At 40.0% G+C, this 26486-nt stretch carries 19 protein-coding genes; 13 read left to right on the top strand and 6 right to left on the bottom strand.

Going from position 1 to position 26486, the window contains the following annotated elements; all coding sequences use genetic code 11:
• Nucleotides 1–74: 74 nt before the first annotated feature.
• From JBW_RS03985 to JBW_RS04005, 5 genes are all read left to right on the top strand, one after another.
• Nucleotides 75–1064, top strand: coding sequence for a cytochrome c biogenesis protein ResB (locus tag JBW_RS03985; protein WP_007959277.1), 990 nt, complete (start codon nt 75–77; stop codon nt 1062–1064).
• Between the two features lie 6 nt (nt 1065–1070).
• Entirely contained in the window at nt 1071–1898 is an 828-nt protein-coding gene (ccsB, locus tag JBW_RS03990) for a c-type cytochrome biogenesis protein CcsB (protein WP_007959278.1), read from the top strand.
• An 18-nt stretch (nt 1899–1916) separates the two neighbouring features.
• Nucleotides 1917–2399 carry a cytochrome c3 family protein gene (locus JBW_RS03995; protein ID WP_235334131.1) on the top strand — a complete coding sequence of 161 codons (483 nt, stop codon included), beginning with the start codon at nt 1917–1919 and terminating at the stop codon, nt 2397–2399.
• Nucleotides 2392–3675, top strand: a complete 1284-nt coding sequence (locus JBW_RS04000) for an ammonia-forming cytochrome c nitrite reductase subunit c552 (protein ID WP_007959281.1) — start codon at nt 2392–2394, stop codon at nt 3673–3675. The genes JBW_RS03995 and JBW_RS04000 overlap by 8 nt, the downstream gene beginning before the upstream one ends.
• Nucleotides 3676–3802: 127 nt before the next feature.
• Nucleotides 3803–4882, top strand: a complete 1080-nt coding sequence (locus JBW_RS04005; RefSeq protein WP_007959283.1) for a hypothetical protein — start codon at nt 3803–3805, stop codon at nt 4880–4882.
• A 301-nt stretch (nt 4883–5183) separates the two neighbouring features.
• On the opposite strand, the gene JBW_RS04010 is transcribed toward JBW_RS04005, so the two are convergent.
• The gene (locus JBW_RS04010) at nt 5184–5933 is read right to left on the bottom strand and encodes an IclR family transcriptional regulator (protein ID WP_007959285.1); all 750 of its coding nucleotides are present in this window, start codon (nt 5931–5933) and stop codon (nt 5184–5186) included.
• Between the two features lie 335 nt (nt 5934–6268).
• Here JBW_RS04010 and JBW_RS04015 point away from each other — a divergent pair, with 335 nt between their 5' ends.
• The 4 genes from JBW_RS04015 to JBW_RS04030 all read left to right on the top strand — a co-directional run bounded on the left by JBW_RS04015 (nt 6269) and on the right by JBW_RS04030 (nt 12368).
• The gene (locus tag JBW_RS04015; protein WP_007959287.1) at nt 6269–8254 is read left to right on the top strand and encodes a YjhG/YagF family D-xylonate dehydratase; all 1986 of its coding nucleotides are present in this window, start codon (nt 6269–6271) and stop codon (nt 8252–8254) included.
• Between the two features lie 114 nt (nt 8255–8368).
• Nucleotides 8369–9712 carry a GntP family permease gene (locus JBW_RS04020; protein WP_007959294.1) on the top strand — a complete coding sequence of 448 codons (1344 nt, stop codon included), beginning with the start codon at nt 8369–8371 and terminating at the stop codon, nt 9710–9712.
• 72 nt (nt 9713–9784) lie between these two features.
• On the top strand, nt 9785–10681 hold the full coding sequence (locus JBW_RS04025; protein ID WP_007959295.1) for a dihydrodipicolinate synthase family protein: 897 nt from the start codon (nt 9785–9787) through the stop codon (nt 10679–10681).
• A 289-nt stretch (nt 10682–10970) separates the two neighbouring features.
• The gene (locus JBW_RS04030; protein WP_007959297.1) at nt 10971–12368 is read left to right on the top strand and encodes an alanine/glycine:cation symporter family protein; all 1398 of its coding nucleotides are present in this window, start codon (nt 10971–10973) and stop codon (nt 12366–12368) included.
• 413 nt (nt 12369–12781) lie between these two features.
• Here the strand turns inward: JBW_RS04030 and JBW_RS04035 are convergent, their stop codons facing one another.
• Nucleotides 12782–13933, bottom strand: coding sequence for an ATP-grasp domain-containing protein (locus tag JBW_RS04035; RefSeq protein WP_007959299.1), 1152 nt, complete (start codon nt 13931–13933; stop codon nt 12782–12784).
• A 119-nt stretch (nt 13934–14052) separates the two neighbouring features.
• Between JBW_RS04035 and JBW_RS04040 the strand changes: the two genes are divergently transcribed.
• The 3 genes from JBW_RS04040 to brnQ all read left to right on the top strand — a co-directional run bounded on the left by JBW_RS04040 (nt 14053) and on the right by brnQ (nt 19085).
• Nucleotides 14053–15456 (top strand): PLP-dependent aminotransferase family protein, encoded by a 1404-nt coding sequence (locus JBW_RS04040; protein ID WP_007959300.1) that lies wholly within the window; start codon nt 14053–14055, stop codon nt 15454–15456.
• A gap of 703 nt (nt 15457–16159) precedes the next feature.
• Complete coding sequence (dapB, locus tag JBW_RS04045; protein WP_007959301.1) at nt 16160–16927, top strand: 4-hydroxy-tetrahydrodipicolinate reductase; 768 nt, start codon at nt 16160–16162, stop codon at nt 16925–16927.
• A gap of 802 nt (nt 16928–17729) precedes the next feature.
• On the top strand, nt 17730–19085 hold the full coding sequence (gene brnQ / locus JBW_RS04050; RefSeq protein WP_007959302.1) for a branched-chain amino acid transport system II carrier protein: 1356 nt from the start codon (nt 17730–17732) through the stop codon (nt 19083–19085).
• A 537-nt stretch (nt 19086–19622) separates the two neighbouring features.
• On the opposite strand, the gene JBW_RS04055 is transcribed toward brnQ, so the two are convergent.
• The 4 genes from JBW_RS04055 to JBW_RS04070 form a co-directional block, all read right to left on the bottom strand.
• Nucleotides 19623–19838, bottom strand: a complete 216-nt coding sequence (locus JBW_RS04055) for a hypothetical protein (protein ID WP_007959303.1) — start codon at nt 19836–19838, stop codon at nt 19623–19625.
• 2 nt (nt 19839–19840) lie between these two features.
• Complete coding sequence (locus tag JBW_RS04060; RefSeq protein ID WP_007959305.1) at nt 19841–22933, bottom strand: efflux RND transporter permease subunit; 3093 nt, start codon at nt 22931–22933, stop codon at nt 19841–19843.
• Nucleotides 22930–24063 (bottom strand): efflux RND transporter periplasmic adaptor subunit, encoded by a 1134-nt coding sequence (locus tag JBW_RS04065; protein ID WP_007959308.1) that lies wholly within the window; start codon nt 24061–24063, stop codon nt 22930–22932. The genes JBW_RS04060 and JBW_RS04065 overlap by 4 nt, the downstream gene beginning before the upstream one ends.
• Nucleotides 24064–24217: 154 nt before the next feature.
• Complete coding sequence (locus JBW_RS04070) at nt 24218–24847, bottom strand: TetR/AcrR family transcriptional regulator (RefSeq protein WP_007959310.1); 630 nt, start codon at nt 24845–24847, stop codon at nt 24218–24220.
• 504 nt (nt 24848–25351) lie between these two features.
• Between JBW_RS04070 and JBW_RS04075 the strand changes: the two genes are divergently transcribed.
• Nucleotides 25352–26218: a class I SAM-dependent methyltransferase gene (locus JBW_RS04075; protein ID WP_007959311.1), complete on the top strand. Its 867-nt coding sequence runs from the start codon at nt 25352–25354 to the stop codon at nt 26216–26218.
• The last annotated feature ends 268 nt before the right edge of the window (nt 26219–26486 follow it).

The following is a 26486-nucleotide window of genomic DNA, read 5'->3' on the forward strand; positions in this document are numbered from 1 at the left end:
TATGGTTCTGACTTATTTTTTTTACCAAATATGGAATACTAGCATGGTAACTGGAAGATAAGTGGGAGGGCAATATGAACGAACAGGATGTAATCGTCCAGCAGACAACATATAGAAAAAGGTTTTTTCAGGTACTACATATCGTTACGTCTATGAAGGTTGCAATGGCATTGCTTATGCTATTGGCTGGGGCAGCGATGATAGGGACTGTCATTTCACCTCAGAGATATGATATCTATCATAGTATTGGCTTTCGTTTATTGTTAACCTTGATTTGCGGCAGCACTTTTATTTGCAGCATGAAGCAGCTTGCTGCTTTATGCCTTTCAAATAAATGGCGCCATTTGGCTCCTTGGGGGACATTCGCAGTGCACACGGCTATTGTCCTCATTGTTTTAGGAGCGTTATATGGGAATGTCTATGGATTTAGCGAGGAAATCAATCTTCCTGTTGGGAAAGATTATGAAATCAATCAGGAAAAATACAGGGGTATTGGTGAGCCGTTTACATTACATCTAGAGAATTTTGAAACCCAATATTATGCCGATGGAACAGTCTCAGATTGGATCAGTCACATTCGTATTGAACATAGTGGACAGAATGGATTTACTCAAGAGGTGAAAGTCAATCATCCTTTGATCTACCAAGGGGTAAGCATTTACCAATCTTCTTTTGGGATGGCAATACAAACCCAGTATTTAGATGCTGCTGGTAAGGTGCTGCAGGAAGCCAGCTTGAGTGAGGGACGAGGGATGGTGCTTGAGGGAGATATGATGATTCTGCCAGTGCGGTATGTCGGAGGATTGACTCCTCAAATTATGTACATTGTCTATAAAGGTGGGCGAGAATATGATTGGGGAGCGGCACCTTTAGGCAGCAGCAGATTCATCGGTCCCCAAATGGGAATGGTGAAGTTTATAGAGGCACAGCCTTTTTCGGGACTGCTCATTAAACGGGACCCTGGAATACCCCTAGTGTGGTTTGGGTTTCTTCTGCTTGCCTTTGGCTTTTTTGCCAGTCTCTATAAAAAACAGTTTTGGCGAGTAATCAAAAAGGATAGGTGAAATCATGTGGGTGCTTTGGAAAAAGAGTTTTTTAATTCTGCTTTTGTTAGTTACTTCTTAGCAAGTTGCTTTAATATTGGACATCTCATTTGGCTGAAGGAAAAGCTTGGGCGCTGGGCGATTGCTTTGACGGTGATTGGCTTTGTAGTGAATACATTAGCGCTGACTTCCCGTACCTTGCAGGCTGGGCGCATCCCCTTCGCTAATATGTATGAATTTGGTATGGCTTTTGTCTGGGGGCTGATTTTTTTCTATTTGTACATTGCTTATCGTTACAAGAATTACTCTCTGGGTGCCTTTGTATTGCCGGTAGCCTTTGTTTTGACAGGCATATTTTCCAGCTTTTATCAAGAGGTTCGTCCTCTCATGCCTGCTCTTAAAAGCAATTGGTTGCTTATCCATGTCATCACAGCGGTTATTGCCTATGGAGCACTGGCGATTTCTTTCGCGTTGGCAATTATGTATTTGTGGCGGCAGCGTATGGAAGAAGCGGGTGAACAAGGAGCAGTGACAAGCCTGCTGCCGTCCTTAGCCATATTAGACACCTTAGTGAATCGATGTATTCACTTTGCTGTCCCTTTTCTAACCCTGCTCATTGTAACAGGAGCCGTCTGGGCAGAGTATGCCTGGGGATCGTACTGGCGGTGGGACCCTAAAGAAACATGGTCACTGATTACGTGGCTAATTTATGCGATGTATCTTCATGGTCGTGTGGCGTTAGGCTGGCGAGGTAAAAAGGCAATGAATTGGGCAGTAATTGGTTTCATTACGGTACTCTTTACTTTTATCGGCGTGAATGTATTATTGCCTGGTTTGCATAGCTATGCCTTGTAAAGTTTGAAATAGGAAGGAGTGGGGTGGTTGGATTTAGGAAAATTATTGGAGCGTAGTTCACTTAAATTAATTTTGCTGGGTATTGTGGTTGCGGTGGTGGGAATGGCAGTGTCCGGTGCTGGGTTTGTGTATTCCAGCGGTCCAGATTTTTGTGGCAGCTGCCACTCTATGAATCATGTATATTATACGTGGCAGGGATCAAATCATAAAACCGTAACTTGCAGTGACTGCCATGTTCCTCATGACAATATTTTTTCCATGATGTACGTAAAGGGAGAAAACGGCATGCGGGATGTATATCATGAATTTTTGCGTGACTATCCTGATACCTTATATTTTACACCGAAAGGCAAGAGGATTACGGAGGGAAATTGTCTGCGCTGCCATTTTTCTACTGTGGAAAACACAGCCATGGCAGCAGGTGGACAAAGCTGCATAAAATGTCATCGTGGTATCGTTCATGGTCAAAATAGGAGTCCAGGAGGGGTTAGCGTTGAATAGGGCGCAGAAATTTTTAGCTGTATTTTTAGGGATGATGATCGTTTTCTTTGGTGTTATTGTGGTTCGCGTATGGGCTGTTAAACCGCCGTCAACTATGAAATTATCACCTTTAGCTGCTGGCGAATATGATCCGGCTGTTTGGGGAAAAGCATATCCTTTGGAGTACGCCAGCTACCAAAAAAATTTAGAGATGGCAGTCTCACCAACGGGGTATGGAGGAAGCGTAAAAGTACAGAAAGCAGATATGCAGCCTGAAATTTACACTAATTTTAAAGGCAATCCCTTTAGTAAGGATTATACAGAAGACAGAGGACATCTGTATGCCATAGAAGATCTTAAGGAATCCAAGCGTATTGGACCTACTAGCAAAGGTGCATGCATTACCTGTAAAACACCCTATGTGGAACAATTTTATAAGGAATCGGGCTGGGGATTTGCCAATCAGCCTTTAACCGAGCTGCTTGATAAATCCAAGCACCCTGTCAGCTGCGCCAACTGTCATGATCCAGAGACTATGAATCTCAGGGTCATTAATCCTGCCTTCATTGAAGCAATGGGACGGCAAGGCATTGATGTAAATAAGGCGAGCCGGGAAGAAATGCGCAGCTATGTATGTGGACAATGTCATTCGGAATATTATTTTGAACCAGGTACATCACGGGTCGTATTTCCTTGGGATCAAGGGACTACACCTCAGCAAATGTATCAATATTATGCTGCAAAACCCAATGGATTTCAGCAGGATTTTATACACCCAGATTCGAAAACACCCATATTAAAAGCTCAGCATGCTGATTTTGAAGAATGGCAAAATGGTGTCCATGCCAAATTCGGCGTATCTTGCGCGGATTGCCATATGCCTTATATTCGTGAGAATGGACAGAAATACAGTTCTCATTGGATGACAAGCCCTTTAAAAAATTTGGATGCATCTTGTATGCCTTGTCATCGAGATGGTACAGACCAACTGTATAATCAAGTAAAAGCTACCCAGGATAATGTTTGGCAGTTGCAGCATACTGCTGGATTGAACGTGGCTAAGGCCCATGAGATCATAACCAAAGCCGGGAATATCCCCAATGCCAATCAGACGCAGCTAACCAATGCACGGGAACTATTGCGTCAAGCTCAATGGTACTGGGATTATGTAGCGGCATCTAACAGTATGGGTTTTCACAACTCTGTGCAAGAACTGCATACTCTTGGGCAGTCCATTGATTTATCTCATCGGGCAATCGATGCTGCAAATCAAGCGGTAGGTTCAAATCAGCTGTAAAATGCACAATAAGACCCGTCAGATGATAAAATGTTACAAAAACTGACATAAGGGTCTTATTTTGTCATTTTACATAAGATTAAGGTATTGGTATAATGATGCTATGTCTTAACAAGGGGGTAGCATATTGAATTGGATTAAGTTTGGCATAGTGCCGCTGATTATGTTTGTAACGTTACATAGTACAGCATTAGCAGTTGATACCTATTCGACTGTTAAATTAGATGGTTTGACCTTGCCGGAATGGCCGGTTGTCGTATCACCTTATGGTGGGAAATTAGTACTATCTGATAGTCCTGAGATGGTGTCTAATGACGGAATTATGTATCAAGATACAGTAAGTGGTGACATTCGTCTGTTCTTTCATCATGTGAATGCAACAGAGGTACCTAAGAAGATAGTGGTATTATTAGAGAATTATGGAAAAGATACAGCTCATATCACGGTAGTACAGCATGGATTAGGTGGTCCAAGTCTTGATTATTTGCAAGTTGGTAAAGAGGTACAGCAGGAATATTTAGAAGGTGGTAATCTGTATCTTATAGAAGTTCCCTGCAAAGAATCAAGAAGTTTGATTTCGTCTCTGGATCACAGTATTGTAGAACCCAATATGCTGGTAAATGGCATGTATGACTTAAAAATTGATCATCCTGTTATCGTAAGGGTAATGATGATGCCTTTAGACGCTGATATTGCAGAATTTGCAGCAAAGGCAAAAGTATTGCCTGCTGATCCTGGTGAGCATCGTTTACGAGGAACTTTTGAAGGCAAAGATCGATTGGTTGTTGGTAAACATACTTATGATGGCATGAAAAGTGGTAGCGTTGCTGTTACTCTGGCGGACAATCATCTTGATCAATACGTCAGAGGTATTGATGCTACGGATGGCACGCCAACGTTAAACTATGGAAATTATGGTATTGTATATAAAATATACCTGCCTTCCACTTCTGGTGATGAAATCTCTTACTATTTAAATCCTCGCGGAGGGGAATATGCAGGATGGCTAGGCTTAGAATATCGTCATCAGGATGTACATACGATCCCAACCCCTGCCGATATCATGTCTTTTGGTTCTAACAAAATCAGTGAAAGTGCTTATCTTGGCACCTATGAAAGCGGCAAGTCCCTATGGATGACATTCAGCCCCCCAGGAGCTTCAAATTTACCTATTAAATTAATACTTGAGCCTGAAAAAGTAAAATAATGATGAACCCCCTCCAAGATTCGTTGAGTATTCAGCAGTTCTTGGAGGGGGTTTATCTTGTGGGAGGAGGGGACAGGTTCTTTGTCCCACAAAAATGCAGTCATTATCCCAAAAGACCATCCAGCTAGGATGGTCTTTTGGGATTGACTTTATTTTAGACTTCAGTCTGTTGAGTAAGTGAAGCGCGCGAAACAAAAAACGATATTATCCGCGGTAAGGCTTGTAGGATATCAGAGGTACTCATATTTGTAGTATTGTAAAAGAATCTATAAAACGAAAAATTCGTTTTATAGATTCTTTTTTACTTGAAATTAACATTACCGAACTGTCTGCGGGCATTTAATAACAATTCGGTTATTAAATTTAATTTTTCTTTAGTCGCTCGAAAATTAGGAACGCTAACGCTTAGGGCGGCAATTACATTGCCGTTGGACTCCAAAGGTACAGCATAGCAACATAGCCCCTTGGTAATTTCTTCGTATTCTTTAGCAATATGTTCTTTTCTAATTGTTAATAATTGATTATTTAAAATATCGAAATCCGTAATTGTATTTTCTGTATAAGAAATTAAGCCCTTTGGATATAATTTTTTTACTTCTTCAATTTCATAGTTGCTTATTAAAGCTTTTCCTAATGCGGTGCAATATGCGGGAAGTCGTTTTCCGACACGAGAGATAATACGAATATCCAAGCCTACTTCGGGTTCCTCTTTTAAGACGTATAAAACATTGTTTCCTTCTAAAACTCCCATTTGGCAGATTTCTTTAATTTCAGTAACGACATTTTTCATTATAGACTTAGCGAATTCAAGCATGTATTCATCTTGAGAATAAGAAGATCCAATACAAAAAGTGGAAATGCCTAGTTTATAACGAAAAGAATCCTTACCGAGTTGGATGTAATTCATATCAGTCATCGTTTGTAAGATAGGGAAAAGCGTGCTCTTAGGAACCGAGATAGCTTTAGATATTTCTGTAAGAGTTAATCCATCTGCATTAACAGATAAAAGATTTAATATATTTAATACTCGTTCTGTAGGTTTATGAGACATAAATACTCCTTATATAAATAATTTTTGTATTACTACCATTTTATTGATTTCTAAAAAGAATGTCTACTTAAATATGAATTGTAATTTACTCGCTCAGTATACAAAGAATATTCAAAAATTAAAATACTATTGCGAATAATAGTATAAATGTGCTATTATCTAGTTAATAGTTCTCATAAACAAATTTGATTCGTATATAAGAATTATAAGCATGCGCATGATGACTTTAATTCGATTGAAATTTATGTGTAAAAGGAGTGGTTAACACCAGAAACAACCCCATCATATAGGTTGTAGTCTTAGAATGTAATAAAATTGTAAGGAGGGAACTGTTTATGTCAATGAAATCAATTTATGATGTAAAAGATGTATCTTTATATAACATTTACACTCATGCTGAGGGGCCAAAGGGAAAGTTGCCTTTTAGTGAAGAGTATTTAAGAGAATCGCCAAGTGGACATATTTTTGGAATGACTCTAAATGCTGGTATGGGGTGGAATCCAGAAAGACTTAATGATGATGATGTACTTATTTTAAGTACTCAGGGGGGAATTCGTGGTGAAGACGGCAGCACTGTAGCTGTGGGGTTACATACAGGCCACTACGAATTAGGCTTGCAGATGCGTGCGGCCGCGGATGAATTGGCAAAACATGGTGGCATACCATATGCGGCCTATGTTACAGATCCCTGTGATGGGAGAAGCCAAGGAACTACTGGAATGTTTGACTCATTGCCTTATCGTAATGATGCTGCAATCGTATTTAGACGATTGGCCCGGTCTCTTCCAACAAGAAAAGCGGTAATGGGTATTGCTACTTGTGATAAGGGGTTGCCAGCGATGATGATGGCGTTGGCATCGATGCACGATTTTCCGACTGTTCTTGTGCCAGGAGGTGCAACGCTTCAACCCGTAAAAGGTGAAGATGCTGGGACGGTTCAGACAATAGGTGTTCGATTCGCTAGTGATGAAATTTCTTTTGATGAAGCGGCACAAGTGGGGTGTAGAGCCTGTGCATCTGCCGGTGGTGGGTGTCAATTTTTTGGAACGGCAGGGACCTCTCAAGTAATAGCGGAATCACTGGGACTCGCAATTACACATTCTGCTTTAGCGCCTTCCGGGCAGCCTATTTGGGAAGAAGTTGCAAGACAGTCTGCTAGAGCTGTGATGGAATTAAAGGAAAAAGGTATTAAAACAAGCGATATTATTACGGATAAGGCAATTGAGAATGCAATGGTTCTACATGCGGCATTTGGTGGATCGACAAATTTACTTCTACATTTGCCAGCAATTGCTTTTGCAGCAAATTGTAAAGTGCCTACAGTAAATGATTGGGCCGCTATTAATAAAAAAGTTCCTCGTTTAGTAAGTGTTATGCCAGTTGGTCCGGTTAACTATCCAACGGTAAGCGTCTTTTTAGCTGGTGGAGTTCCAGAAGTTATGCTTCGCTTACGAGAACTTGGTTTGCTGCATGAAGATGTTATGACAGTTACAGGTGAGACGTTAGGAGCTAACTTGGATTGGTGGGAAAAATCGGAAAGACGTAAAAAATGTAGAGAGCGTTTAGAAGCATTAGATGGAGTAAATCCTGACGATGTCATTATGAATCCTGCCAAAGCTAAAGAGAAGGGATTACGATCTACCGTAACATTTCCAGTTGGCAACATTGCGCCGGAAGGATCTGTTGTTAAATCTGCAGCTATTGACCCAACGGTGATTGATGAAGATGGTGTGTTCAGACACACTGGCAAGGCCAAAGTATTTACATCCGAAAAGTCAGCAATTAAAGCAATAAAAGATAAAAAAATACAAGCTGGCGATATTATGATTGTTATGGGTGGAGGTCCAAAGGGAACCGGTATGGAGGAAACTTACCAGTTGACTTCCGCATTGAAAAAACTACCTTTTGGCAAACATGTTTCTCTGATTACGGATGCTAGATTTTCTGGTGTTTCTACAGGAGCTTGCTTTGGACATGTAGGGCCTGAAGCATTGGTTGGCGGGCCACTGGGTAAATTGCGAGATGGGGATTTAATCGAAATTATTGTTGATGGAAATCAGTTTGAAGGTTCACTTAATTTCATCGGAACAGAAGAAAATCGGCTTTCCTATAATGAGGCCGCTGAAGTATTGAAAAAACGAGAGATGTATCCAGGATTGCAGCCAGATCTGGATTTGCCTGATGATACTAAATTGTGGGCAGAACTTCAGTCTATTAGTGGTGGAATATGGAAAGGCTGTGTCTATGATGTGGATAAAATCATAGAGGTTATTGAAGCAGGAAAAAAAGTTCTAGCAGATAAGAAAAAACTTGGTTTCTGATAAGTACTCAGACACCATCAGAATCCTTAATTGTTATTACTTGGAATCAAGAAAATATTATATTTTCTGATTCCGAGTAAACAATAACTCTGGTATAATTTAGGAGGTAGAACCATGCCATTATTAATTGTAGCAATAGGCGTAATTTTATTGATTGTTTTAATATCTAAATTAAAAGTAAATACATTTGTTGCACTTCTAATAGTATCATTTTGTGTAGCACTTATACTGGGTATTCCTATGGAAAAAGTTGTTTCCACGATAGAAACTGGTATTGGCGGAACGTTAGGGCATATTGCACTCATATTTGGTTTGGGTGCCATGTTAGGCCGACTAGTGGCTGATGCTGGTGGTGCGCAACGAATTGCAATGACCTTAATTAATAAATTTGGAGAGACTAAAATAGAGTGGGCCGTTGTAGTTTCCTCATTTATTGTTGGAATCGCAATGTTTTTTGAAGTCGGGTTAGTATTGTTGATTCCAATTGTTTTCTCGATTGCAAGAGAAATGAAGGTATCGCTGTTATCTTTGGGTATCCCAATGCTGGCAGCATTATTGGCCACACATAGTTTTCTTCCGCCACATCCAGGTCCTACGGTAATCGCTGGGGAGTACGGAGCTGATATTGGGAAAGTCTTGTTATATGGTATTATTGTGGCTATCCCCACTGTTATTATAGCTGGTCCTATCTTTACTCGACTGGCAAAAAAGATAGTTCCTTCGGCATTTGAGAAGAGAGGTAGTATTGATTCTTTAGGCGAACAAAAAGAATTTAATCTCGATGATACGCCTAGTTTTAATATTAGTTTATTAACAGCTATGTTTCCAGTGATTCTAATGCTGATTGCTACTGGTGTAAAAATGGTATTTGGCAATGCTGGCACAAATGGTGTGTTAAAAATCATTGCATTTGTTGGCGATCCATCCGTAGCAATGTTAATATCTTTAGTAATTGCAGTGTATACGATGGGAATTAACAGAAATATCTCTATAAAAGAAATTACTAAATCCTGTTCGTCAGCAGCAGCTTCTATCGGTATGATGTTATTGATTATTGGTGGCGGTGGAGCTTTTAAGCAAGTGCTTATTAATGGTGGAGTCGGCAAGTATATAGCAGTTATATTTGCTGGGACATCTATGTCTCCAATTCTTTTAGCATGGATTGTTGCAGCGATATTGCGTGTTTCTTTAGGCTCAGCAACTGTTGCGGCGATATCTACAGCTGGATTAGTTATTCCGATGTTAGCTCAATATGATGCTAATTTGGCATTGGTCACCCTTGCAACAGGTTGCGGCAGTGCCATTGCATCACATGTAAATGATGCTGGATTTTGGATGGTTAAGGAATATTTCGGCTTAACCTTGAAAGAAACGTTTGCTACCTGGACATTGTTATCGACAATTACTTCCGTTGTAGGACTGATATTTATTTTGGCGTTAGATGCAATACTTAAATAGTGATTATCCGAATAAATATAGTAAGGGTAATCAACAAGGTAGATTTAATTGTAGGTTATAGGAGGAATTGAAATGAATTGTAAATATATTAGTCCGATTTTGACATCAATCAATGCCGATGGGACGGTAGATTATGAAACGATGCATAAGCTGTACGACAAATTGATTGATGCAGGAATAGATGGAATTTTGGTTGGAGGCAGTTCGGGAGAGTTCTATGCTTTTACGTATGAAGAGATTAAGGAATTTATCTTGGATGCGATATCATATATTGGTAAGCGAGCAATTGTGATGGCAGGTACAGGACGTATGGTATACAAAGAAACTGTGGATCTGTCAAATTTGGCTTTAAAGGCAGGTGCAACGTCAGTACTTGTAGTAGGTCCATATTATAGTGCTTGCAACCAGGAGGATGTATTTAACTATTATGATAATCTTTTAACAGATGTAAAAGGACCACTTTATATCTATAATTACGAAGACCGTACTGGTTATGATGTAACAGTGGACACCTTTTTGCGCCTACTAGCTAAGCATGACCATCTAGAGGGCATGAAAGATACGCATGCCGTGCTTCGACATACTCAAAAGTATATTCAACTCGTAAAATCTAAGTATCCGAATTTCATTGTTTATACTGGATATGATAATAATTGCATTCCAACGGTTATTTCCGGTGGCGACGGTTGTATTGGTGCGTTATCTAATGTATATCCGTCTCTATGTGCTGAGGCTATAGAATCTCTTCGCAAGGAAGATTTGAGCCAAATTGTAAAGGCGCAACGATTGATTGATGAAAGAATGCGTTTTTATGAAGTCTATACACCATTTAATCCTGTGATGAAATGGGCTATGGCGGAGTTAGGCACAGGTATGCAGGAAAACTGCAAAGCACCATTGACTGCGCTGACTGACGATACAAAAGCTTCTTTGTCTGGTTTTGCGGATCAGTTATGGCGTAATAAGTAGGATAGTAGTGTATTTTAAATGATACAAAGCGGATACATAATTCATTAATCGTTCCAGAAAATTAGCTACTTGAATGTAAAAAAAAGAAGTAGAAAAAATCGATTTACGATTTTTTCTGCTTCTTTTTTTGTTTTGCATCCAATGGTATTAACCGTCGATAATGTTTCCCCATTTTACAAGCTACCTTCTCGTTTATCTCTAACACATACTGTACAATGTTTTAAGTATATATTATAATCTCATATAGGAAAAGCTGCGTTGCAGTATAAAGTAAGTGAAGGAGTAGTACATGGAGTTTATAGAAAAAATTGTTGGAATAGGTAATGATATTTTGTGGTCTTATGTGATTATTTTCTTGTTAATTGTAATAGGGATATATTTTACACTTAGAACAAAGTTTGTTCAAATTCGTTTTGCGAGGGAAATGTTACGTCTCATTGTGGCAAGAGGAAATAATGAGTCTAGTAATAGTATTTCATCTTTTCAGGCTTTTTGTATTAGTACGGCATCGAGGGTTGGTACAGGTAATCTTGCAGGTGTTGCTATTGCCATTGCAGTTGGTGGACCAGGTGCAATTTTTTGGATGTGGTTAATTGCATTGATGGGATCTGCTACAGGGTTTGTGGAAAGTACACTTGGCCAAATATATAAAGTAAAAGATAAAAACGGTTTTCGTGGTGGCCCGGCCTATTATATGGAAAAGGCTCTCCATATGCGCTGGTTAGGCATGATATTTGCGATATTGATTACAATTAGTTTTGGTCTCGTATTTAATTCGGTTCAGGCAAATACAATTGCTGCTGCGCTTAATGAAGCCTTTGGAATTCAAGACTTTGTAGTTGGTCTGGTACTAGCGGTTTTAACGGCGATTATTATCTTCGGCGGACTCAAACGATTAGCCAAAATTACAGAATGGTTGGTTCCTATTATGGCTGGTGGATATATTATTTTAGCATTATATATTATGCTTACCAATTTATCCTCACTACCTAAGGTATTTAGTCTCATTTTAGGAAGTGCTTTTGGTGTAAAAGCTGTAGCGGGTGGCGGGATTGGCGCTGCTATGTTGACGGGTATTAAAAGAGGTTTATTCTCTAATGAAGCAGGTATGGGAAGTGTACCAAATGCTGCTTCAACGGCAGACGTTTCTCACCCTGTAAAACAAGGATTAGTTCAGGCTTTTGGGGTATTTGTTGATACGTTAATGGTATGTAGTGCAACAGCATTTATCATTTTATTATCCGGAGCTATGGATCAGGGGTTAACTGGAGTTGCTTTGTTGCAAACAGCTCTTAGCGAACATATTGGTATATGGGCAAAAGGTTTTATCGCTTTGATTGTATTTTTGTTTGCATTTAGCTCTATTATTGGAAATTATTATTATGGACAAACTAATATTGAATTTATAAAAAACAATTCTACTTGGATATTTGTATATCGCATAATGGTTGTTAGCATGGTGTTGTTTGGTTCCATGGCAAAGATAAGTTTTGTTTGGGATTTAGCGGATCTCTTTATGGCTTTAATGGCACTTATGAATATCATTGTTATTGGAATCCTTGGTAAATATGCTTTTGCAGCTTTGCAGGATTATACCAAGCAAAAAAATGCTGGCAAAGATCCAGTGTTTTATAGCGATAACATTGAAGGTTTAGTGGGAGCTGAATGCTGGAAAAAGAAATCATAACTTAATTGATGAAGCAATTTATAAGGCTTGTTTTGCTTCTTTCATGCGTTTTGCAACTCTTGTGTCTTCTGATTCAACTGTGCGGCTCATTCTCGGATCGACTTCTCTGTCGAGTCCTAAATAAAGAAGTTCGGGGCAAGGCATCTGTATTATCCCAACATTTGTGTTTAGTAAAGCTTTTGTCGGCTTCTAGGATTACACCAGGGTAATGTGCACAGGCATCAATCTTGGAGTTTTGATTTAAAACACAGTGGGCGGCGAGAACAATCTTCTTACTTCTCTTATCCTGAAACAGATAAATCTCTCCCTCAGTTAACAAAGTATTTTGATATTGCTATTGACGAATATTACACTATAACTTCTTCGGTTTAATTTAGATACTACAGTATTCTTTTGCACAAAATTTTATGGGGTCAGTAATCACAGAATTCATATAAATCCGAGGAAAGAATATAATCTAATTCTTTTTCATTTTTTTTCTGTGTTTGTGTGAAAACAAATCCGAATATATCAAGATTAGGGTTATTTACTTTGCGAAGTTCTAGGACATTTTCAAAGGAGTTATATAGTTTATCATAATTAAATACTGAGCAAGGAATCGATTTATCGGGTTTATCCAGTAGAATTAAACTATACAGATGGCCCTCTTTCCCTTTTAATATTTCTGAAAAAGCTGGTTCTTTATTTTGTAAAAAGTATTCTATCGTTCGAATTCCATATGCATAGTAAGCAACATCTGTGCAAGAAAGACCAGCAAAGCGCATAGGATTAAATTCAATTGGACAAATTACATTTCCATCTACTCGTACTTCGACATGCATAGGAAAGTTTTTTAACTGTAAAAATTGATTTGCCTCAGTCAAAAACAATTCAAATGGATGCTTAAATGTATCAATAATTTCTTTACTTGTGTAGTACACCCTATCACTTACATCAGTGGTAGAAGCAAATCTATGAGTAAAAATATTCAGAATTACAGGCTTTCCACCATCATTATAATACGCATCGATAGCATACTCTGTTCCTGGAATATACTGCTCAAGAATGAATTTGGAATCGCCAATTACTGAATTGGGAAAATTTGATTTCCAATTCATTTTGCTTTCTTTTATATCTAAAATTGCGGCTTCTAGGTCTTGCCTATTATAGATTGTATATACCCCTAAACTTAGAAAACCAATTGAGGGCTTCAAAATAAAAGGGGGATTAAATTTTTCGAAATTGATTTCATCCAATTCTTCCTCTGTAACTTCTTTATATAAGAAATCAGGATACATTGGACGTAGTAATTCTCTGAATTTAAACTTGTCTTTTAAAACACTTATCTTTTCAATAATTTCATGGTTAGACAAATTATTATATATCCAATCCAAAGCATTTTCCGATGTAGTATAGATCTTCCCATTCCGTTCATATTCTGCTTTCATCTGAGAATCGGTCAACAAATTCAACTGATATCGTTTCGCGGATTCTCTTGCAAAGTCATTGGCTAATACGGGTATGTTATATTGGCTTAAATACTCTAACATCAAATCTGAAATATATGGTTTTTCTAATATAACCATTCTTTCAACTCCTAACAAATTTATAATATTGTTTGCTTTTTTGAATTGTAACATTGCAATTGTCTGCATGCAATATTATAATTGTATGCAAAACAATTTGGCTTAAAAGGAGAATTGATATGCCTGTCAATTCATTTGACAATTACCCTATGACTTGGAAACCAAACCTATCTGGTAAAAAAACACCATTATATAAAGCATTAGCAAAGCTACTAGAAGAAGATATTAAAAACGGAACTTTAAAACCAGGAGATATGTTACCACCGCAAAGAGAACTTGCTGATTATCTGGATATTAACGTAAGCACTATTTCTAGAGCTTTCAAGTTATGTGAACAAAAAGGAATGATAAGTGCAACAATCGGTAAAGGAACTTATATCTCATCTGATGTGCATGTTAACAGCAGACTTCTAACTCCTGCCAAAACAAGTGGGTTTATTGAAATGGGACCTACCTATCCAACCTATAGTCAAAATGATGTTGTAATTGAATTTATTAAAAATATGCTGGATCAGTCCAATGCCGCCGATTTTTTACAATATGTTTCACCTTCTGGATCATTGCCGCAAAAATCATCTGGTGTAAAGTGGCTTAAAAAGGCGAATTTAAATACTACTGAAGAACATATCATCCTTGCTTATGGTGGTCAAAATGCTTTGTGTGCAGTTCTATCTTCTCTTTTTCAACCTGGTGATCGTATTGGTACGGATCCATTAATTTATTCAGGTATGAAAACGTTAGCCAAAATGATAGGAATCCAATTAGTTCCTATTCAACAAGAAGATTATGAGATATCTCCTGCATCGTTACGTAATTATTGTAAAAATCAAGGATTAAAAGGAATATATTTGATTCCTGATTATCAAAATCCAACTACACATTCAATGTCTTTTAATACTAGGAAAGAAATTGCAAGCATTGCAAAAGAATATAACTTAATCGTTATTGAAGATGCAATAAATAGCATATTAAGTGAAAATAAAGGTGTCCCTGTTGCCATGCTAGCTCCAGGGCAAACCGTATATATTTCCAGCACATCTAAGGCATTGTGTGCAGGACTGCGGATTGGATTTATCGTTACGCCTTCCATTTATAAAAGCAATTTAGAATTATCACTGTATAATATTAATCTGGTGATATCACCTTTTAATGCTGAAATCATTCGCCAGCTTATAGACTCTTCCCTTGCCGATAAAATCGTTGAGGAACGAAAAGAGATGATTGCTATACGAAACAGGTTAATAGATTCCATCCTTAATGACTTTCATCTTCTTGGTGATAAATATTGCTATTTTCGTTGGCTGCTGCTCCCCGAAGGTTGGACAGGTAAAACCTTTGAAGCATGTGCAAAAAATGCAGGTGTCCAAGTATATTGCGCCGAACGTTTTGCAGTTGGTAATTCCCCTGTACCTGCAGCTGTTCGTATCGCTATAACGGCTCCAAAAGATTTAGAGGAATTAGAAAATGGATTATATATACTCAAATCTATATTAAAACAAGCAGATGAGTTTACCATGCTATGAAACTAATATAAAGAAAAAAGCGACTATCAAGTCTATGCATATTGTTTGATAGGAAATCGTACACCTGTTGATGAAGATAGGTATAGAGCCATTAGAACAAGTAATGCGGCGGCTATGTGTACTGGTATAATAATAAACATCAGAGAGTAGGCAATCTGTTTCAAGACCGTTTTATAAGTGAACCAGTAGAAGACGATCAAGAATAAATCAAGGGAATAAATTCCTAGTTTAGAAGAAGGTAAACTGATTAAAAAAGTCGCGTAACGAAAATTTTACATAGGCGAACATTTTCAGTATTGCCTTTTTTAATATTCGGATGTTTGACTTTAGTTAGCTGGTCTCATGTCCCTCATTGGGATTAAAGAAACTGCCAAGTGTACAAGAAACCTGAGACAGAGCTTCACTTTGGTAAAACAATGCTTATAATATAAAATCTACCGCTTTATTAATGACTTTGAGCATATGATTTCCCAGTATTTTATCATGTTTTCTAGGGGTTCGGGGTGACTCTGATTCACGTCTGGTATCTTAAATTGAAAATAAAGAAAGAAATAGGCTAACCTTTTGCTGACAAAGGTTAGTCTTAGAATATTTTACAAAGAGTGGTAAATAATGATAATATTATATAGAGTTACGACATAGTCGTTAGATAAAACGAAATAAAGATTGCTTTTATCGTTAAATGAAAGTGGGGAACATTTGTATGTTAAAGTTGGGATTGATAGGTTGCACTGGTAAATTTGGAAAAGACATCATAAAATATATTTTACAGTCTAAAACAATTATTCTTAATAAAGCTATAGCTAGGCAAGCTAACCAATTTGTGGGACATGATATTTCATTATTAATCGGTAGTAATAATACTGGGATTATTATAACAGATAGTATCAAAGATGCTGCAAATTGCGATGTTTTAGTAGATTGCACAAACAAAGAAACATTTATTAATAATTTACCCAAATATGAAGAAATACTAAAACCAGTTGTTATAGCTACTACGGGTTTTAGTAAAGATGATTTTATAAAAATAAATCAAGTTGCAAAAAAAATACCGATAGTATTTTCACCAAATTATAGTTTCGGATTCTATAATTTTCTTGAAACCGTAAAGTGCGCTGTTTCTAACCTAGATAGGGAAACAGATCTACAAATAATTGAGTACCATCATAATCAGAAAAAAGATTCTCCGAGTGGTACAGCTATTAGAATTTTAAACGCAATATTGGAATCAAATCCTAAATTGATTGATAAAAATATTAATATAAACAGTATAAGGGCTGGTAGTATAGTTGGTGAACATAGAGTATTACTTGCAAACTGTAATAATGAAGAGATTGAACTTATTCATAAAATATCATCAAGAGAATCTTTATCAAAGGGTGTTGTTAAATCTGCTATATGGCTATGCTCAAAACCAAATGGATATTATAGTATGGATGATGTGGCAAAGGATCTCATACAAATGGTATAACCAAGTCAGGGGATTTTAGCCACTAATACTTCGAAATATTCTTAAAAGCCGCACTAACAAGGTGATACGCCTTTTTTGTTTTCCACCTATGATAAAGAATCTTGAGGAAAAGATGGATGGGGTTTGTATGGAGATTACCAATATTTCAGCGACCATAGAGGGGTAACTGATAAGTGATGGGGTGATATAATGACCATGATAATTTGTGCCAAAAATGATTATGATGGGGTAACATAAAAATTTGAATAGAAAGAAGGAATTCCAATATTCCCAGAGTGGGATGAAAATGTGCTGGTAGCAGAAGCTTGGGATAATAAAGGGGATATAGTGATCGGAAACGGCGGTTGGCTTCTCTCTTGTTTTTACAGAGAAGAAAATAGAGACGGAAGTATTAAAAATATAATACAAAAAAGTTGACGGCTAAAGGTTTTTGTGTTAATATGCAAATAACCTAATAATGAATTATAAAGCTAATAGTGGAGAGAAACATATATATTTTCTGTTCCAGAGAGCCGATGGTTGGTGGGAATTGGTAGCAGTAGTATATAAAATAGTCACTTCTGAGTTGGCAGTTGAAATATGAAAGTAAACTGTGCCGGATTTTTCAAAGCATCCGTTATTGTGCTAGGGTTCAGTGATCTGATGAGATATCATTATTCCCAGATATAACTGATAGTAATAAGGGTAGTACTGCGGATTTTACTTCTACCCCTTGCTTTGGCAAGGTGTAGAAGTTTTTTATTGCTCCAAAGTATATAAGTTGAGTTAAAGAATGATAAAGAATATGTAGGAGGCTATTTCTATGTCAAATAAGATATCTTTAAAGGATATGACTGCTATTGGATTGATGCTATTTGCTTTATTTTTTGGAGCAGGAAATTTGATTTTCCCCCCTAGTTTAGGACAAGGGGCAGGAGGTAATTTATGGCCTGCCATTATTGGTTTTTTAATTACGGGAGTTGGTCTTCCTTTGCTTGGGGTGTTGGCGATCGGTTTATCGGGAAGTGAGGATTCACAAGCTTTAGCTTCAAAAGTGCATCCGATATTTGCTACAGTATTAATGGTGAGTATTTATTTAACAATTGGACCTTTATTTGCGATTCCTCGTACGGCGGCTGTTTCTTATGAAATTGGCATACGTCCATTTATGCCTAATGATAGTGGCGTGAATACGATAGGATTATCGCTATATACTTTATTATTTTTTTGTATTACGTATTGGCTATCTCTGAATCCTAATAAATTGGTAGATCGAATCGGTAAGATTTTGACGCCCTTATTGCTGATAACCTTAGTAGTGATATTAGTACAACCGATTATAAATCCATTAGGAACCATTCAAATGCCGTCTGTAGAGTATGCTAATTCCCCTCTATTTACAGGCTTTAAAGAGGGATATTTGACAATGGATACATTGGCATCTGTGGTATTTGGGATTGTGGTGATTAATGCTATTAAGGCTAAAGGGGTTACAAAGTCCAAGGATATTACCAAGGTCTGTGCAAGAGTTGGTTTGATTTCCGCGGGATTTTTAGCAATTATTTATGCAGCTTTAGCTTATGTTGGGGCGACTAGTGTGGAAACACTCGGGCAAGTTGCCAATGGAGGGATTATTTTGTCCAGTGTAGCAAATCATTTTTTTGGGCCACTAGGTAATGTAGTTCTTGGTTTGGCGATTATCTTTGCTTGTTTAACCACAAGTATCGGATTGATTTCTTCCTGTGCAACTTATTTTACAAAGATATTTCCTCGTTTTTCATACAAACAACTTGTCGCAGGTTTTACGCTATTTAGTGCGGCTGTGGCCAATATGGGTTTAAATCAATTAATTGCCTTCTCGGTTCCTGTATTGGTAGCGTTGTATCCTATCGTTATTGTCCTAATTCTATTAGTATTTTTAGAACCCTTATTCAATGGTAAAAGGGAAGTTTATGTCTGTAGTATCTTTTTGACAGCTCTTATTAGTCTGCTAGATGGTATGCAAGCAGCAGGCTTACAATTAATCCTAGTTCATCAGTGGTTAAACAGGGTTATGCCACTGTATGCGGAGGGGTTTGGCTGGGTTGTGCCAGCAATTGTTGGGGTGGTTTTGGGATATTGTATAAATGTAGCTCGTAAGTCGAATTCGTTGTCAGCGGTAGGAAATGAGCGTGGATAGCTGTGATAAAAAGAGGACTTGTTAAATAGTCTTTTTCAAAAGAGATGCATTAAAATAAGAGTACCGTCTTGCCAAGGAGTATCTTGGCAGGACGGTACTCTTATTTTCACCTAATGAAGGAAACTTTTTAAAAGGGAAAGATTGTTTATCCGTAATCCAAGAAATCCGTATTTTAGACGATATAATTAGAGCGTAAGATTCTATTTCTGTTTGTCATGGTAAGTGACCAAAGGGAGCGTCCCTTCTGTCACTCATGCCGCTCCAGATCATCTTCATCACTAACCGAGGTGTGATAAAATTCAAAAAAAAGCCAAATTGTAGTTACTATGAATAGTGCACCTATGATAAATGCTATGCCTATTGCATACCAGAACAAGGATAGTACATCAAACCATTCCAGATTATCGCCCTCCTTTGTTTTACCGAGTCCTCCGGCCGGTTTCGTCAGTGTAATGATGTAAAAAGCTATGGCTGGCGTTACTAGATTACATATATAGACCGGTGAACACAATCAGCGTCAACAGAAGATGGATAAGACTATTCCAGCGAACTGAGGCTGACTTTGGCCTGACCGGACGTTATCACGCGGCTGCCAACTTCAACACGGACATGTCCTTTTAACATGTAGAGGCCGGTATCGGTATCGTAATAGGTGGTATCGGCCGTGATGACAGGTTTGACAGCGGCTGGGGCTGCTGAGTAGGCTAAAAGATAGGAAAATAAAATAAAGAGTAACAACACGTTACGGTACATATTTATGACCTCCAGGTTAATGGTGTAATATCAGGGCGGTTTTCATATGATGGTCTGGCCTTATACCAGGCCGCATACATGGTCGGTAAAATGATGAGTGTCAAAATGGTAGCGACAAAGAGCCCTCCGGCGATAGCGACAGCCAGCGGTCCCCAGAAAACACTGGAAACCAAAGGCAGCATGCCCAGAATTGCCGCAGCTGCCGTAAGCATGATGGGGCGAAAACGGCTGACGGTCGCATTGATGATCGCATCCCACAACGGTTCGCCGGAGTCGATATGCCGGTCAATCTGATCAATAAGTATAACTGAGTTTCTGATGATAATCCCGGCAAGTGCTAAAATGCCTAATTGTACGACAAATCCCATAGGGCGTCCGGTTATTAGCAGCACCGTGCTGACGCCGATCATACCCAGCGGTGCTGTTAACAGCGTCATGAGCATCTTGGGTATATTGTGCAGTTGAAACATGAGCAGGGTAATAATGATGATTACCATCACCGGTACGGGTTGGAGCAGCCAAAGCATGGATTTTTCACTTGACTCCGTGGAACCGTCGACTTTAATACTATAGCCTGGTGGCAGCGAGGCACGGAGTTCTTCTAAGTTTTCATAGGCGTCACTAGCAGCATCGTCCCCCAATACGCCTTCCGCGGTATTGGCCCGGACCGTAATCGTCGGTTTTAGATCACGCCGCCAGATCATACCTTCTTCAGCATCATAGCGGATTTTTGCGATTTGATCCAAAGGGACAAATCGGCCGCCGCCAAGGTGAATATTGAGATCTTTAAGGCGGGAAAGATCTTTGCGGCTGTCTGGATCAACGCGAAAAACAATGCCGATCGTTTTATCCTTTTCGCGGAATTCCCCAACCTCCGTTCCAGATAACAAAGACTGCAGGTTGGTTGCCAATGTCTGACTGTCGATGCCTAGCACACGGGCTTTAGCCTGATCAATGTCCAGATGCAGGACTTTGTTTTTTTCATTCCAGTCCAGACTGATATCGGTAAGGTGAGGATCGGCGGACATGATGCCCCGCACTTGTCCGGCGATGTCCCGGACTTTATCGTGATCAGCACCGCTGATTCTAAGCATAACCGGAGAAGGGTCCGACGTGCCGGTTTGGATGACTTTGGTGTTGCCACGCACATTGATAAATTCAGTGGCAAACAGCTTTTGGACTTTTTTCTGTAGTTCTACGCGAGATTGTAAATCTTTCGCTACAAAAATAAACTGGGCAAAATTCGAATTCTCTATAGGTGGGTCGGCGGTCAGAACGAATCGCGGCGCTCCCCCTCCCAGATAATACGTATAGTTGATAATCTTATCATCCTGTGCAAAATGGCTTGCGAATTGCTCGGCTTCCCGCTCGGTTGCTTGCAGGGAGGCTCCTTCCGGCAGCTGCATTTCTACAATGAGTTCAGGACGGGTCGAGGCCGGGAAGAATTCCTGCTTGAGCAGTCCTAGTAGGAGAAGCGAGCCGGCGAAGCAGAGGAGGGTGCCAGCCAACACCTGACGGCGATGGATCATGCACCAAGTCAGTAAGCGTTTAAACAGGCGATAAAATGGTTTATTGTAAGCAGCATGCTCTGCTATGTTGTCGGTGGGAGTGACCTTCAGTAAATGATACCCGAACAGGGGGGCAGCCATAACGGAGATCAACCAGGAAATTAGGAGGGCGATGGTGATGACGGAGAAAATGCTGCCGACAAATTCGGAGGCGCTCCCCTTGGAGAACCCGACCGGAATGAACCCGGCGCAGGTGATGAGCGTGCCGGTTAGCATGGGAAAGGCGGTAGCAGTATAGGCATGGCAGGCGGCGTCAAAACGGCTCCAGCCCTCCTCCAGTTTCACGATCATCATTTCAATGGCAATAATGGCGTCGTCCACCAACAGACCCAAGGCGATGATAAGAGCCCCCAAGGAAACTTTGTGCAGGGCAATCCCCAGTATGTGCATGGTAATGAACACGCCGGCAATGACCAGCGGAATGCAGAGCGCCACAATGACTCCGGAACGAACGCCCAGACTGGCAAAACTGACTAAAAGGACAATGGCTACGGCCTCCGCCAGCGTTTTGACGAATTCGTTAATGGATTCTTTTACCACGGTGGGCTGATTGGTAACGGTATGGAGCTCCAGCCCCAGCGGCAGTTTCTGCTTGATCTGCGCCACCGCTTGTTCCAGGGATTTGCCTAAGGCAAGAATGTTGCCGCCTTTCTCCATGGAAAGCGCCAGCCCGATAGCCGACTGACCGTTGTAGACCATTTTCAGCTCCGGCGGATCGACGTAACTGCGTTCGATTTTGGCGATATCACCAAGGTGGAAGGTGTGGCCGCCGGAGCGCACCGGGAGATTTTTCAGGTCATTGATATTCTCAAACATGCCGGATACGCGCAAATAGATATTGTCCGAAGCGGTTTCGATCCTGCCGGACGCCGTCATGGCATTTTGCGCCTGTACGGCATCGGTAATGTCGGATGGGGCAAGACCCAGCTGCGCTAGTTTGGTGGATTCGATTTCAATATAAATTTTCTCTGCCTGTACGCCAACTAAATCAACTTTTTTAACACTGGGCACAGCCAGTAGCAGGCGGCGGATAGTTTCCGCTCGTTCCCGCATATCTTCGTAGCTGTAGCCATCACCGGTTAAGGCGTAGATGCAGCCGAATACATCGTCAAACCGATCATTGAAATAAGGACCGTCCACACCCTGCGGCAAAGTGGCTTTGATGTCATTGACCATATTGCGCACTTCCAGCCAGGTTGGATGCACCTTGTCTGCAACAACAACGTCCTCTTTCAATGATATGTAAATTACGGATTGTCCGGGAACAGAATAGCTTTTCAGATAATCCAGTCCCGGTGTATCCTGTAATTTTTTTTCGATTTTATCGGTTACCTGTTCTTCCACCTGGCGGGCGGTAGCACCAGGCCAGCTTACCGATACGATCATCTGGCGGATCGTAAAGTCAGGATCCTCCATCCGGCCAAGATTCTGATAGGAAATAATTCCACCCAGGAAAATCACGGTAATAAAATAGTAGATTAGCTGTTTGTGTTTAAGGCTCCATTCTGTTAAATTAAATGTTTTCATTGCCTGCCACCATCCGGTATCCCGACCTTCTGCCCTTCGTGGAGTTTGTGTACGCCAGATGTGACGATGATTTCACCCGGACGGAGGCCTGTCACCTGCACCTGGTCATTGCCGAGGCTGCCAACTTGGATAGGACGCAAATTGACGGTGTGATCGGTCACTACCCAAACGCCGGGAGTGTCACTGGTTTGATATATGGCCGATAAGGGGATGGAAATAAGGTTGGTGTTTTGATCGCTGGCACTGCTCAAGGTTACGGCAGCCGTCATGCCTAGCTTGATTTGTGGTGGTGGATTTAGTAAACTGATGCGCACCTGGTAAGTGCGGGTGGCCGGAGCGGCCGTAGGTGAGATTTCCCTCACTTTGCCGTTGACTTTTAGATCTGGGAGAGCCCAGAAGGATACAGTGAATTGTGCTGCTTTGTGTAATTCTTCGATGCGATTTTCCGGTACACTGATTTCCACTTCGCGTTCGCCGCTTTGGACGATGGTTAATACTGTTTGACCGGCGCTGACAACTTGCCCGACCTCTGCGCTGATGCTGGAAATGACACCTGATTTATTTGCATAGAGCAGGCTGTAATCCAATTGGTTGGAACTTTGCCCATATTGGGCAGATGCTTCTTGAACGGCAGCTTGGGCCATTTCATAAGCATTTTCGTACTGATCCAGCTGGGCCCGGCTGATGGCGCTTTGAGCATATAATTGCCGGTAGCGCTGAAGGTTGCTTTCCGTCAGCTTTAGCTGTGATTCGGCGGAATGGACCTGAGCTGAACTGCTGTTAACCGCTTGCTGCAGATCTTTTGGATCAATTTCAAGCAATATATCGCCGGCATTGACGACACTGCCGAGTTGCACATTACGTTTAATGATTTTACCGGTTACCTGAAAGGCAAGCTGGCTTTCATAGCGGCCGCGCACTTCCCCGGCATAGGTATAGCTCTTTAATCCCCCGGCAGCGTCTACTACGGCAGTGCGTACCATGGGGATAGTTTCAACTGCGGCGGCTGGCTGGCTATGAGCTTTCCAGAAAAGAATACCGGCAAAGCATAAAGCGGCTGCTGCCAAAACGTAAAATAATTTCTTCTTGGAGATTGTTTTTATGTAATTGAATGGCTTAAATAATTGCATGATTGATATTACTCCTTTACTAATTGATATGGTTCAAGCTGTGTGAAACGATAGAAGTTGAACAATTAATTGAATTACGTTCAATTAATTGCCCGGAAAAACCGCTCATCCCAATAAGCTATTTGGATGGCGGAATTTTTCCCCGGATTATGTTTTAAATCTGCCCGGTTAGTATGATATGGATTGTTTTTTCCTGTGCGCCCAGCGCTTTTTCAATAAGAGCTTCTGCCATTCTCAAGCGATAAGACAAGATGTCAGCAGCTGTTTTTTCATAGAGTGCTTCGCTTAAAAAGTCCATGATCACCAAGATGTAATCCACAGTGGTCGGAGCATGGGATACGCAAAAATCCCGATTCATAGTTCCTTCTTCAATGATATTCAATAGCCAAGGTGAGAGGGAGACGGCAAGTTGGCGAAACAATTTGTCTTTAATATGCAGGTTCTGGGTATCATATAGCATATTGAGCAGAAACCCGTCTTTATAACTGGTTTTACGTAACACGGCAGCTACCGTTAAGGCCATTTTTTCAGACGGGGAAGTGTTGTTTAAACAAGTTATCTCCTTGATTTCCGAAATAAGAGCAGAGGCATGGCGATCAAGTAAGGTTTCTAATACCTCTTCTTTTGACTTAAAGTAGTAATACAGCATTCCCTGGGCAACGCCCATTTTCTTAGCGATATCTTTGATGGTTGTTCCCTGGTAACTTTTAGTGAAAAATAGCTGATCGGCAGCATCTAAAATTTCGGTGATGCGAATTTGAGGATCTTGCGGAGTTCTGGCCATAATGCACCTCAATAAATTGAATTATGTTCAAATTATAAATGCTACTAAGAAATATTGTCAAGGATTAAATTTCCATTCTGATTACCAAGAAAAAATTTTCGGAATGGTATAGGATCAAAATCCAGTACAGGCAAAATAAAATCAAAAACGGGAGAAAAAGGAACGGGGCTAACGTGGGAACAGTTAGTAGAGAAGATTACTGTAGAGGAACAATTAAATCAAGAGATGTTGGTAGGGAAGTGTCGGATACGGCGGGTGTGTAAAATTTTAGCAGGATTTAGTATTTATCAAAGAGAAGATACCCATAATCTACCTTGTTAGTAGATTTATGGGCATCTTTTCTTTAGATTTACATAATAGTGAAAGTTGTGGTTTATGGTTAAAACGATTATTAAAGTTCTTGAGCAAGATATAATTAGAGCGTAAGATTCTTTCGTTCTATTTCTGTTTGTCACTCTTAATCATAGTAACGTAGAATTAGTTTGGAGGGGGAATCGTGCAACAATGGCAATCATAGAGCAACAATTACAAAAAGTATTTGAATGGATTGCTGATTCGGTTAAAAGACCTGCCTTATTTGAAACAGACGCGGTTTCATTTTGGGATGATCCTTATATTTCTGAGCATTTGCTTGCTGCTCATTTAAACCCTGAATCTGACGGTGCGAGCCGAACTCTGGCCACTATCGAAAAGACAGTTGCAAATCTTACAAAAAGTGCTCTGTTAAAACCCGGTGATAGGGTATTAGACCTGGGGTGTGGTCCGGGATTATATAGCAGCAGACTTAGTCAATTTGGTATACACATGACCGGCATTGATTTATCCAAGCGGTCAATTGAATACGCCCAGAGAAAAGCGCAAGAGCAGGAACTGCGTATTGAATATGTTCATGGGAATTTTTTTGACATGAACTATGATGGAATGTTTGACAGCGTTCTGCAGATATATGGAGAACTAAGTACTTTTCCTGATGAAGAGCGGGATCGGTTGCTTAGAATGGTTCATAAAGCGTTGAAAAGAGATGGCTTATTTATTTTTGATGTTTCTACCCGTGAACTAAGAAAGCGTGAAGGATTAAAAAATAGATGGCAGTTTTCTGATGGCGGTTTTTGGCATTCGGGAAAACATGTCGTATTAGAACAGGGATTTGATTATCCGGAATATGACACCTGGGTGGATCAATACACGATCATTCAGGAAGATGGAGAATGCAGAAAATATCATATGTGGTTTCATGATTATTCGCTGCAAACAATATCAGAAGTACTGGCCCGGCATGGTTTCAAGATTGCGCATCGGTGGAATAGCCTAACGGGGGAAGAATATAAGAATGGCGGAGATTGGATTGCTTTAGCGGCTCAGAAAATATAGCTGAACAAAAATCAGTTGAAGTACTGAGTTGTGTTAGGGAGCCATATTGGTTACAGCAGCAAGGGAGCCTCAAACTGCCCGATGAAGAAAAAAAGATTATCATTATCATAAGGGTGATAGTAAGCCGTCGGAAGGGGATGGAGGTAGTGTTACTAGAGCTTATTAACGTTCGACAAGGCACTCTGTCCCGCGTTTTGGAACGTCACCTGACTCATACGCGGTGTTTAGGCTATATTTTTCAAATAATACTAGAAACAAGTTACATAGG

Source organism: Pelosinus fermentans JBW45, from assembly GCF_000271665.2.
Lineage (GTDB): Bacteria > Bacillota > Negativicutes > DSM-13327 > DSM-13327 > Pelosinus > Pelosinus baikalensis.

Coding starts and splice junctions, on each gene's coding strand:
- JBW_RS04010 (WP_007959285.1), bottom strand. CDS start 5,933: ATGTCTCATAAACCTACAGAACGAGTATTAAATATATTAAATCTTTTA.
- JBW_RS04015 (WP_007959287.1), top strand. CDS start 6,269: ATGTCAATGAAATCAATTTATGATGTAAAAGATGTATCTTTATATAAC.
- brnQ (WP_007959302.1), top strand. CDS start 17,730: ATGTCAAATAAGATATCTTTAAAGGATATGACTGCTATTGGATTGATG.
- JBW_RS04035 (WP_007959299.1), bottom strand. CDS start 13,933: ATGGTTATATTAGAAAAACCATATATTTCAGATTTGATGTTAGAGTAT.
- JBW_RS04040 (WP_007959300.1), top strand. CDS start 14,053: ATGCCTGTCAATTCATTTGACAATTACCCTATGACTTGGAAACCAAAC.
- JBW_RS04055 (WP_007959303.1), bottom strand. CDS start 19,838: ATGTACCGTAACGTGTTGTTACTCTTTATTTTATTTTCCTATCTTTTA.
- JBW_RS04030 (WP_007959297.1), top strand. CDS start 10,971: ATGGAGTTTATAGAAAAAATTGTTGGAATAGGTAATGATATTTTGTGG.
- dapB (WP_007959301.1), top strand. CDS start 16,160: ATGTTAAAGTTGGGATTGATAGGTTGCACTGGTAAATTTGGAAAAGAC.
- JBW_RS04020 (WP_007959294.1), top strand. CDS start 8,369: ATGCCATTATTAATTGTAGCAATAGGCGTAATTTTATTGATTGTTTTA.
- JBW_RS04065 (WP_007959308.1), bottom strand. CDS start 24,063: ATGCAATTATTTAAGCCATTCAATTACATAAAAACAATCTCCAAGAAG.
- JBW_RS04070 (WP_007959310.1), bottom strand. CDS start 24,847: ATGGCCAGAACTCCGCAAGATCCTCAAATTCGCATCACCGAAATTTTA.
- JBW_RS04025 (WP_007959295.1), top strand. CDS start 9,785: ATGAATTGTAAATATATTAGTCCGATTTTGACATCAATCAATGCCGAT.
- JBW_RS04075 (WP_007959311.1), top strand. CDS start 25,352: ATGGCAATCATAGAGCAACAATTACAAAAAGTATTTGAATGGATTGCT.
- JBW_RS03985 (WP_007959277.1), top strand. CDS start 75: ATGAACGAACAGGATGTAATCGTCCAGCAGACAACATATAGAAAAAGG.
- JBW_RS04060 (WP_007959305.1), bottom strand. CDS start 22,933: ATGAAAACATTTAATTTAACAGAATGGAGCCTTAAACACAAACAGCTA.